This window comes from Paenibacillus sp. JT22N15 (genome assembly GCF_059383755.1).
In genome coordinates this window covers 315,698-327,608 of the sequence record NZ_JBXENV010000007.1, presented here as the reverse complement: position 1 = coordinate 327,608, position 11,911 = coordinate 315,698, and the positions used below count along the sequence as shown (strand labels likewise).

6 protein-coding genes are annotated in these 11,911 nt (G+C 52.0%); all 6 read right to left on the bottom strand.

Features of this window, described 5'->3' with window-relative positions; genetic code table 11:
* Positions 1-10: 10 nt before the first annotated feature.
* The gene (locus AC50X8_RS16370; protein ID WP_494880393.1) at positions 11-2,554 is read right to left on the bottom strand and encodes an NHL repeat-containing protein; all 2,544 of its coding nucleotides are present in this window, start codon (positions 2,552-2,554) and stop codon (positions 11-13) included.
* Positions 2,555-2,575: 21 nt separating this feature from the next.
* Positions 2,576-5,098, bottom strand: a complete 2,523-nt coding sequence (locus AC50X8_RS16365; RefSeq protein ID WP_494880391.1) for a pentapeptide repeat-containing protein — start codon at positions 5,096-5,098, stop codon at positions 2,576-2,578.
* A 31-nt stretch (positions 5,099-5,129) separates the two neighbouring features.
* Positions 5,130-5,843: a hypothetical protein gene (locus AC50X8_RS16360; protein ID WP_494880389.1), complete on the bottom strand. Its 714-nt coding sequence runs from the start codon at positions 5,841-5,843 to the stop codon at positions 5,130-5,132.
* Between the two features lie 32 nt (positions 5,844-5,875).
* Positions 5,876-7,132 carry a hypothetical protein gene (locus AC50X8_RS16355; protein WP_056028445.1) on the bottom strand — a complete coding sequence of 419 codons (1,257 nt, stop codon included), beginning with the start codon at positions 7,130-7,132 and terminating at the stop codon, positions 5,876-5,878.
* A 34-nt stretch (positions 7,133-7,166) separates the two neighbouring features.
* A complete protein-coding gene (locus tag AC50X8_RS16350; RefSeq protein WP_494880387.1) occupies positions 7,167-7,727 on the bottom strand; it encodes a hypothetical protein in 561 nt (186 codons plus the stop codon).
* A 139-nt stretch (positions 7,728-7,866) separates the two neighbouring features.
* Positions 7,867-11,778: a hypothetical protein gene (locus tag AC50X8_RS16345; RefSeq protein WP_494880385.1), complete on the bottom strand. Its 3,912-nt coding sequence runs from the start codon at positions 11,776-11,778 to the stop codon at positions 7,867-7,869.
* Positions 11,779-11,911 lie beyond the last annotated feature (133 nt).

Genomic DNA, 11,911 nt, shown 5'->3' with positions numbered 1-11,911 from the left:
CTTTCCAACCTCAAGTCGTTATCGGCGTCCATACCCGAATGGCAGGACTTGTATCTCCCTGCGGCCCTTGCATTAGGCTGTAGTCGAGCGCATATAAATTCCGCCATTCATCTACGGCAATTTTCGCTGCATTTACGCCCTCCGTTGAAGAAAGAAGCGCTCCCTGCCAGCTGTACACGTCAAGCAAATACTGACTTGCCTGATTTCCGCCGCCGGAATAAGACAGCACATACATATTGCCGTCCACATCGATATCTAGATCAATGTACGATATACCAGACGTCTGGCGAAGCTGCAGCACAGGGGACATAGCGAAATAATTCTGGCTGTTGCCGAACACGTCGAAGGCCTGCAGCCGCTTGTTCCCTGCCTCCAGTACGATAAGGGTACCGTCAGGCGCAGCTGCAACTGCTACGGGCTGCTGCATAAGCCCGGGCCGTGTCCCCACTCCACCGACCGAATAAGGTCCCGGCGCTGCGCTGTCCGCCACCGGCTGCGCGCTTAGCTGCACAATTTGCAGCATGCTTGCGGCTGTGCTGACTGCAGCCGCAAATCCAGCTGGATGAGCGGTCAAATCATCCACTGTACTAAGCGTTAAATACCCTCGGCTCGTTCCCGTAGGGAACTGAAAAACGCCAGCATCTCCGAGTGTGATGTCCCTGAGCGCATATGGCTCTGTACGTGTATCGAAGAACAGATTATTATCACAGTTGTGGCCAGCTGCAATGGTCGTCATCGTATAGAAGCCGCATGATGCGGGCTTAAGCGAATGGGCAGGCGATGACGAAACCGAAATGGCTTGGAGCCTGTACATTTGCGCCCCTGCCCCGCCGCCGCTGCATGGCGCACACGTCTGGCCCGATGCCCTCCAGCCATATACAAGCGCCGAAGCAGCAGCATTATATGAAATGCCAGTCAGTTGACATAGATTGGTTCCGACATTGCTGCAGTCCAAACTTGCAATCGTCGAGGGGTCTGCCTCAGTTGCCGGCTGCCAATTGAAACCCGCCTCAGGGCTAAAGGCCAGCGCCATCGTTTGCCGATAGCCCTTTGCTGCTGCAGCTGGGGCATTTTCTTGAATCACGATGCTGAGAGTGGAGGATGCTATTCCACTTGCTTCACCCTGCCCAACTAAAGCTCCAGAAGCGTCGTAGATGAACGCCTGCGCGGACACGGCAGCATTATGTGGAACATTGGCAAACGACGACTTTAACAGCGGATCACTCCAAATGCCGTTTATCAATCCGCTCTCTGTTTGCACATCGCCATTTCCTGTCCATTTAACTGTATATGAAGCAGCTGTAAGCGGCCATGTGCCATGGGCTGGGTCAGGATATACCTCAACCGTTGAAACCACGATCATATTCATGCTATAAACCTGCGCGAAAGTTGCAGGAACAGACAGTGTCTCTACCACACCGCTTACTGCGCCGCTCTGCAGAGAAGATAACATGCCCGCTAGCGGCCAATATGTGCTTTGGGCTGCCTGAATAAGAACATCGTCTTTGTATTTGAGACGCAGCGCAGCGAGCAGCTTAGGCAACGAGCCGCCGAACAACAGCTTGCCTGTCTGCGCACAGAGCAGATTGATTGCATCCAATGTTGAGACGGCAGATGACAAAATCCCTGCTGTCTTTTCCAATTCCATTACAATTCCGCTGTCGCTAAACAGCTCGTAATACCATGCCGCTGTCGCCGAAGTATACTCGCCGGCGGACTTCATGATCCATGGAACAGCGTAGCCGAGCACAGCTGAGAAAAAAAATGGCAGCGGATTGGCAACGCTGTTCCATCCAAGCGCACCCAATGTTCCGAAGGTAAGCCGGACAGATACCGCTGCACTCGGGATTTGAAATGACTGCGTCGTCTGCTGGGCAGCGGCAGGCATACCTGCTATCCCGAGTGTTGGCGGCACCAGTCCTATGAATTTCAACGTTGCTGTTTCAAAGGGCGAGCCTGATTGGAGTCTTGATGTCCATTCCCCAGCTTCAAGCGTAATGAGCGCACCGGAAGCATCGAGAAATTCCGTGTATAGACTGTAGAAAGCCGGAAAACTATTTTGCAGAACAATTTGGAACTGCTTCGATTGAGGGTCGGCGCTGACTGATTGCACCGTAATGCCGCATTGCGGCTGGAAATTATCCGCCGTCCACTGAAAACCAGCAGCTGGCGGAATAATCGGCTGATAAGCACCGGTGACGCCCTGCTGAACAGACCATAGCCTATTTAGCAAATTGTCGTCCTGTTTGACGAGTACAAGCGTTCCTTCAATAAGCGGGCCAGCTGCCGAGGTGATTGCAGAAGACAGCGTATATTGATAAACGGCATTCGTGCCGAGCTTCCCGATCTGCTCTATTGTGGCCCAGCCTCCGCTAGACGAAGCCGGCCCCTGTTTGCTGATCGCTGTCGCGAGTCCATAGAGCAGATTGGTCTGGCTGTTGATCAAGCTGTTGACCTCGGTTTGAATAACCGGATCCGGTGAAGACAGCTCCGGATGCGCCCCCGCAAGCAGAACCGCGTAATCCATCGGTGCTGGGATGACCTGGCTTGCCATTTTATAGACCTCCTTATAGGTTTAATTGCACCAATGAAACGGGTCCGGCACACATGCTGGCGGCTTCGGCGGCGCAGCAGCCGTCATCATCTGCTCCCATGTAATATGCTGCGGAGGCAGCTGGTTCAAATACTGCTTCAGCTTTTGCCCATTCGGACAAGTCGTCGTGCCGTCCATGACATCCTGAGTCATCTGTGTCGTAGCCAGCACGATTCGGACCTGTTCCAGCGTATGGGTATCATCGGGACGAATGACCATCAGCACCGAGCCGTATATATGAAGCGTTTGATCTTCGTTTGCAATAATATAAAATTCCACATAGCCCTGCTGTAATTGTGAAGTATCCGTGCTGATATTACTTAAATGCCATTTGCTGCCCGGGATGATGACTTGGTCGATGCTTGCAGAGGATACGAGCGGATATCCCGCGCTGCTGAAAGCGTTTTGAATGTCAGAGGCCAAATTTTTCGCATCAAGCTCCTTGCTCATGGACTGAGGCAAATTAAACAGATGAACGCCAATCGGGCCGCCGGATACGTATAACTGCGTACCTATTTTGACTATGGAATAGATCGGATAAATGGGATTAGAAGCGTTTTTAATCGTCCAATAGCTGCCCAGCGTTACAACTGTCACAGTCGCCCCCGGGTCCAGCGGAAAATGGTTGGTTTGGAACTGGCTGCGCAGCGCTGCTGATATCGTCTGATTGTCCAGATCGACGGCATACGATGACGCCAGTGTAAAAAAAGGCCCTTCGTTCAGCGATACCGCTGCATTCGTTAATACAGCATTCTGCAGCTGCGCCTGCTGGAAAACTGCACCTTGAATATTGGCAAAAGCAAGCGAAGCCTGCTTCTTGTTAATCGATGGCGTCAAATACGTGCCGTTCAACGTCGCTGCGATCAGATTGGCTGAATCCAAATTGCAGCCGTACATCCGGGCCTGCGAGAAATCCATGCTGCCAAGATTGGCATTGGCGAGATCAGCTTCCTCCAGATCGGCGTTATCCGCTTTTGCCGAGCTTCCGTACCAGTTGACGCCCGACATATTGACCGCATACAGGTTCGCATCGGTGAAAATGGCATTAGGCATATAAGCCCCCGCTAGAACGGCAGCATCATTGCTTGATACATAAAGCCATACGTTCAGGACAGCCCCGCCGTTCGTAATGGTATATACCGTGTTGTTATCGGTGATGATCCAGTTCTGGCTCGGAATGCGGACCGTAATGGTCGCGGCTTTCGAAAGCGGATACCCTGCATTCTGAAAAGCCTGACTGATCGCAGACGTGACGGCGCCGCCGTTCAAATCGGAGATGAGCGAGGTGCTAAGCGTAAATGCTTCCTGCTTGGCTCCAAGCTGCGCACCCGTCAAGTTTGCGCCTGTCAGCGTCGCATTGGACAATGAAGCGCTGAACAGGGCGACCCCGTTTTGCAGGGAAGCATTGGTCAGTGTCGCGAAGCTGAGATCAGCGCCGGTCAGATTGCTGCCGTCCAGCAGTGCGCCGGTCAAATCCGCATGCGTGAAGGTTACGTTCTTTAACGAACATTTGTTGAGACGAACCTTTTGCATGCTAGCCCCCGTAAAGTTCGTTTGGGCATCGATGATGGCTGTCGTCAAATCCTGGTTGTTTAGTGTCGAATTAGTCAACGTAGCCCCCGGAATTTGAATGCTGTCCAGATTCGCCAGCAGCAGATTCGCACCGGTCAGGTCGGCTTTCGTCAGGTTGGAATGAATCAGCACCGTGCCATAAAGGTTTGCACTTGCCAGGCATGCTCCTGTCAGGTCAACTCCGTCTACAGAAGCACTAGACAGGTTGGCAGATGTAAAATCACAGCCAGCCAGGCTCGCATCGGAAAGCGATACAAATTTCATAGTGGCGTTGCTGAAATCGACGCTCACAGCCGTACATTTATCCAGAATGGCGTAGCTCATCGACGCGCTTGCAAAGCTCGAATAAGAAATAATCGTATCCGGTCCTTGGAATGTCGCTTCAAACAAGTTGCAGGAGTCTAAATTTGCACCGCTAAGATTGGAGCCAGAAAAATCAATTTGGCTGAGATCCGCTCCAGCTAAGTAAGCCCACGACAAATCGGCCGAATGAATAACCGAGGCCTGCTGAATTTGCACCAGACCAGGTGTGATTGACTGCTGATGGAATAAAGCCGTCGCTGGCGAATTGTTCGATGCTATTCTGCTAATCGTGCCTCCGCTCATATTAACGTCATACTGTGTGCCCGATACTTGCTCGACGAGCAAGACGGCAGCGCCGCTTGAAACCAGTGTAAATATAGCAGGAGCCCCGCTCCGATCCTCTGTTGCCGCATAGCCGCTTCCAGCATAGACAACATATTTGCCGTTATTGGCCTGCAGCCAAAAACCGGTACCCATATCCCCATAAGCATTGAATCGCTGGTCAGGAGAGGCGGCGGTAGCCTGGACGGCCACCAACTGTGAGGTATATCCATCCAGGCTCATATACGTGCTTCCAGCTGTATCGCTGAATATCCATTTTCCGATAAATGTCATCATGGTCGAGGACATTCGGATTCCCCCCGCCGATTATTAATTAAGTTTAACTGCCTTCCTTGATTGAGACTTTACCGTTTGCGCCCGAATTACCGTTCACGCCAGGTGCTCCGTTCGTTCCGGAAGCTCCATTATCCGCATTGGACGGATTTTGCCCCGGTGCCGTGCCATTCGCGCCGCCTACCCCGCCTACGCCTGCAAAGCCCGCACTGCCTCCTTGCCCGCCAATAGCACCGTTTGATTGGGCAATAACCGGGACGGTAAGCGATGCGCTCACATAACGGACGGTAATATCGCCGCCGTTGCCGCCATTTCCGCCATACCCCCCGTTTCCACCGTTGCTCCCATTGCCGCCATTGCCTCCTGTAGCTGGGGGTATGGAGCTGGAGCATTTGGAATTTTGCTGGCCTGCGCTGCCGCCGTTGCTGCCATTTCCGCCGTTTCCTCCATTACCGCCATTTCCGCCGCTGCCTCCTGCGCTGTAGATGGTAATGGGGCTCTGAGCTACAATGGATTGACACTTGAAAATGAAATCGGAGGCTGAGGCGCCTGCGCTGCCCTGCTCGCCATTTTGACCCGAGCTTACCGCATTCTGTCCCTGCTGACCGTTCGTAGCACTGATACAATGCGGTGTATCCAATTTGTTATACGTCCCATTCGTGCCGTTGCTGCCGCTTGCGGCCGCACTCTCACCTTGCGCGCCATCCGCCCCATTGGTTCCGCTTGCCCCTTGAATGACAATATCGTAGCTTGCACTCATGATCTGCTGACCTCCTTATATATAAATAACGATTATTGCTGAGGGACGTTGTTAATATAAACCGTTCCATTCGTGCCGTTTTTGCCGTTTGCCCCTGGCGATCCCGCCGTGCCGCCGCCGCCGTTTGGATTTCCTTGACCGCCGTTGCCGCCGTTTCCTGCCGCTCCTCCTTGGCCGCCTTGTCCTTTCGTCGGAACGCCGAGTGAAATGGAGCCGTTCGGTCCAAGCGATTGATACGTACAATAAATATTTTGGCCATTGCCAGAATCACCGCCACTGCCGCCGTCCGCACCGTTGCCGCCTTGACCTCCTTTGCCTTGCGCGCCTGCCGAACAATGAGAGGTCGAGCTGCCACCCGTGCCGCCTACACCGCCAGCTCCGGCATTGCCGCCTACGCCGCCAGCCCCGCCATTCCCGCCGCAGGACATTAGCGATATCGGCCCTTGCACAACAGTTAGAGTAGCTTTGACCACTTGAGAGTCAGAGCCGCGAGAGCCGTTGCCACCTTGCGTACCCGGATTGCCCGTTCCCCCCGTGCCGCCTTGTCCCGCTTGCGTATCGCAGGAATTTTTACCGTCAGAGCCTGCGCTGCCCTGGCTGCCCGGATTGCCGTTGCCGCCGTTGCCACCTGCCGCCCCGCTTTGCCCGTCAGCTCCGATGCTTACAAAGCTGTTGGTCGGCTGCGTGTCCCCCAACTGGGTACCGCCCTCTTCTTGAATAAGCGTATCCACAAGCAATGTGGCATTAGCCTGGCTAATGATTTGACCGCCCGGCTGAATCGTAATGGTATTAAAGCTGTAGGTGATCGGATTATCGCCATCGCCAGCCAGAATTAGCGGATTGCCTGGCGTGACAACGACATCTTGCCCTGCACAGACGGCAAGCTGCGCCGGAAAGAAATGCTTCTGCAGCACAGCCTTATAAGATTTGACTTTGCTCGAGTTGCCGTAGATATAGGTCTGATAGGCGCTGCAGACAGCCGATTTCTCAAGTACGGACAGCTCCGAGTAAGCCTTTTCATTCTTGCTTGCATCCCATTCTGCGAGCGCTTCATGATGCTCTTGAAGCGTATTGTTCGCGTAATGCTCGTCGGAATTCCCGCCAAATGCCTTGAAATCGTCAATAGATTCTACCGTTACATAGAACGGCTTAATAGCAGTGTCATGATTGGGATTGGCCGAGATGTACGTGCCGCCTCCGCTCGTTGTTAGCGTTCCTTGTTGTATAATCTCCTCGGTCAAATTGAATTTCGCCATAAAACGGTTGCGGATATCTTGTGCAGTCAGCATTTTTTAGTTCCTCCTAAGTTATCGGGCGTGCCCGCTAGTTTTTGATAAACGTATTGCAGGTCAGAATAACCGGTGCTTCGCAGATGATTTGGCCGCCTTGCTCCAGCGTCAGCGTATTGCATGTGACCGACACTGGATCATGCCCTTGAGGGGATATAATAAGCGGGCTGCCTGCCGAAACGACTATGTCTTGAGTAGTGAAAACGCTTAAGCTCATTGGAAAATACCGTGCGTTCAAAATATCAGCGTAGCTCTGCACCTCGTTTTGCCGACCAGCCAGGCAGGCACGAAGCGCGTCATAGAGCTGCCGCTCATCCAACTCGGTCAGATCCTGAGTCTTCATGCCAGATTTGCTTGCCGGCCACGGCTTAGGAATATCAAGCTCCCCGCCGTTCGAATCGTTTGTCCCGATAATCGACTGCAACTGTTCCAAACTTTTCACAATAATCCTCTTGGCGGACAAGGCGGATTCATATTCCGGCCGCGTGGATAGATAGTTTGGCCCTGGCTTATCCCCTGTTCTAAGTGTGCCTTTGCTTACATCCGCTTCGGTCAAACCGAGTTGTTGCAGCGTTTGGCTAAATAAATCCCCCATGTTCATTCCTCCCGTTCCTCTGCCCATTAGTCTTGCAGACTGGCGCCATACAGCTATAGTATAAAAAGCTGTATGCGCTCAAGCTGCATCACATGCTCTTGCAATACTTCAATAGCTGCTATTAAAGCGAAGATTGCTCTTAGGTTACTGGAATGGAATAAACCTCAAGATTCGATCCGCTGCGGATGACATCATACGTCTGTGTCGAATCGGATACCTTCCAGTAGCCACTTGGATTTATCGTTTGGATCGTAGTCGGATTCGCCAGCGTAATGCCGTTTGCTGAGAAATCAGCCTGAACTGCCGCAACATTGGCATTATTGAAATCCGACTGGTCGCTGAGCGGCAAATCGAACAGCGGCGGAGTCGGAATCCAATGACTGATCGACGGCTCCGTCGTATTGTTCGGGCCGATAATAGGCTCGTAGTTCAGCGTATAGACATTGCGCCATACGTCAACGACAAGCTTCGCTGCGCTGATAAACTGCGGGCTCGTCGGCTGTAATTGCGAATCCGGTGTACGGACAAGGAACGTACCGTCTGGGTTATAGATATCCAAAAAGTAGTCACTTGGCTCCTTGCCGCCGGCTACATAAGAAAGCACGTAGAGATAGCCTTTCGCTTCAACAGCTACATCCAAATACGTAATGTCGGTGCGGTTCTCAGGGTTGTAAAGCAGCATGAAGGACAAATAGCGATTGACGTTAAGAGTCTGGCTGTCCGCTGCATCGGTGGAGATGTAATACGATTGCGCGCCGTTCCAATCCTCTACCACCCAGCTGCTGCCCTTCGCGCGGACATCAACGGTCACATTGTTCAGCACATCAAATACGTTGAGAACCAGGTCGTTTTTCTTAATATTGTAAACTGCATTCTTGTTCGGGTCGGTAATCGTCCATGCCGCTCCAGAAGTTACGACCGTGACGTACGTACTGACCTCATGATTGCTCATTTGATCGCTTTCGTAGGTCAGGAACACACCTTGGAAAGCGAAGGCATTGATGATATTGTCCGAGAGTTGGCCTTGATTCAAACTCGCGATAAGAGATTCATCCAGATCAAAAATATGTGTCAGGCCATTTTCCTGGAACTGGAGCTGCAGCGCATCCGAGAATATGCCATTATCCAGGTCTGATGAATAGACCGAAGCCTCAAGCGTGAACAGCTTATCACCCAGGAAGCTGGAAACCGGATTGCCTTTCGTATCGAAAGCTTGAATCCGCTTATTAAGCGTTTCCAGAATAAGCACGCGACCGTCTGGTGTTACGGAGATGGATTTTGGCCCTTGCAGGAGCCCTTGGCGAACACCAAGCCCGGATACCATCTGAGCGTCAGGCGCATGCGCATCGTCGGTCGGCGAATCTGGAATTTGAAGAATTTCCATCTTGCTGTCTTTCCAGCTGACTGCAATGACCGCTCCATCCGGATGAACGACCATCGCGTCGATATTGGACAGATTGAACCGTCCCCAGCTCTTCAAATTCGGATCATTCAAACCGAATCCGCTTTCGCCGTCCATCAGGTTAACCTGGCGCAAATTCATTTGGCTATTGCGGGTATCTAGAATGAAATTGTTCAGGCTGACAGTCTCCTGTCCACTTCCATCTGGCTCAAGACCAAATTGGTCATAGGCGATATAAGGCTGCACTGTGAGTTGAACCTCGGACGACTTGTAGCGTGACTGCGGATCAGCCAGCACCGAGACGTTCTGGGCCATATAATTCTGACCTGAGGCGCTCCATACATAGCCAATCTGGTAAGCTTGGTCATTCAGCGTAATATCGACCGGTTTGCAAATGTAATGGCCGCCGCTGCTGCAGTCCAGACTGGATAGGGTGGCCGTTGGCAGATCACCGGCATGCCACACATGCTTGTCCGAGTTTTGGTCGTATATGATTTTCTCTTTGTAGTTGTACTGTGTATCCTGCGTAAGCGGCACTAGAATTTCGGTAATATCCGCACTCAGCGAAAGGGAAGAGGATCCACTGCTCGGGAAGGCGTCCATCCATTCACTCTGGTATTTGCCACAGAGCCAGCCGTTGGCCGAATAGATGCCGGCTGTGATTTGAATGCTCCCGCCGACAGGCAGATCCGCGAAGGTCAGCTGCAGCGGCGTGTTCGAGGTTGTGGCAGGCATGTTGCCGCTAAGAACGAAGTTCGTGCCGCCCTTGTATTGCACCGTCACTTGGTAATGGTCAGACACGGCTGGCCATACGGCTGTCTCGGGATGCCCGGGCTCGCCATGGGTCGGATCCGGATGAAGCGTGAAATTCAAATTCATCGAACGGCAGATGTCAATGGAAAGAGTAGCCGGCGAGGACAGAATTTCTCCAGTCGTAACGGCCATTTCCGCAAAGTTGATCGCCATGTTGGCCGCACGAAGCGCCCAGCCGACAAACGGAACTTCATCCTCCAGCTCCGCAACCGTGATCTGGCCCGTTATATAAAGCGCCAGTTTCTCAAGCCCCTTAGCAAGCAGAATGCCGGCCATAGCGTCCGCAAAGCTGAATAGCACGGATTTTGCATTGGTTAAGGCTGCTGCTGTTGCAACGCCCCCGCCGACAATTGGGAAAGCAACCGCAAGGGCAGCTACGACATTTTCAGTGTCAGACACAAACTCATTAAACCATTTGGAGCTCGTAATCGCTGCCCCAGCAATTAGAAACACCGAAGGAATTCCGTATTGGAAAATACCTGTCAGTATTGCGCCTGAAGGGTCGACGTCTCCATCCCATTTTGAAGTGCCGAGACACCCGAAGAGCAGCTTAAGCTGAGTTGCTTCCTCCGGAAAGACGAACGAGAGCGTCTTCGGATCGGTCGGCATCGGAATGCCAAGAATCGTATTGACGGCGGATACGCTTGAGATATACTTCTTCTTGTCCGTCTCGAACCAGCTGGAAATCGAGGATGGCAGTTGATCCACCCAGCCTGACGGGTTGGAGATCGCATCCCCGTTCTCATTGAAAAATTCCGCATAGGCAGTCAATGTGCGCAAATACGTATTTTTCACCTGTATCGAAAACTTGCCGTCGTCGCTAAAGGAAATCGTATCGGCATAAACGCCTAAGCCATGATGCGGGGTCTCTTCTTTTACCGTCCATTTGAACGTCTGATCTCCCACCGCTGCGAGTTTTGCACGGGACGCCGAGAACGATTTTTCAACCGAGCCCGTTGTGGATCCTCCATCCTGCTGGTAGGCCGTCTTGCCCTGATTGACCGTCCATGTCTGATTTTGAAGGGAATTGTCGTTGCTTGCACTTTGCATGGCGCCAGTCATTGGTGAGGTTGCATTTTGTACGGTTAAATCTGACCAGCTGTAAATGAGGATTGGATCCCCCGCTTTATGCGTACCCATGTCATAGCCATAAGTAAGCGGAGTGCCGTTCTGGTCAACCGAATTTGTAATTTTAGCCCAGCCGCCTGTGGAGGATGCAGGACCCTGTTTGCTGATGATTGTCGCTAGATTGTACACTTGGTTATACTGGGCCGGATTAACATTTTGAGGTGGTGCGATGTGATCGTTCATCACGATATTCGCTGTATAAGGCTTATTAGAGGATAGCTCTGGGTAGTGGAACAGAATCGCTGTTGCAATATCCCATGGGCTTAACAGATCTTCGGCATCAAGGTTGACCTGAAGGGCATCAAAGGTGTTAAGCTGGGCGACACCAAGACTTGTTAGTTTGGGATGTAAATGCAGCGAGTTTGCGGCAAGCTTGCTCTTTATGTGATTGACTCGGTGTACTTTCGGAATGTGAAAGGAAACATGATGCAGCTTGGGGAGGTATACATTCGGATCGTGATCAGGAGAGGTTACACGGATGCGGGTTAGACGATCACTTTGGAACAGGGACTCGGAAATTTCAACAAAATGCGTGAATTTCTGTCTCTGCTGTTCAGGTATTAGTGCGAGAGCACTATTGGTCCGTGTCGAATCGAGCAGCGTCTGCGGCGTGTGATTGTGCAGCGCATACTTGTACTGCCCGATATGCAAGGTGAGCGGTACCTCCGTAGAATTAGATACGAGCTCAAAATGCAAGGTTTTGTTCATGGCTTCAGTCTCCTCTGAAAAATTAGTTATTTCCAAAAAAACTAGCATTTTCTGACTGCGCCATGCTGTTATGAAATTGGGGTGCGAATACTGACATCCGCCTTCTTCGTGGAAGAGTATTGCAGGTACTAGG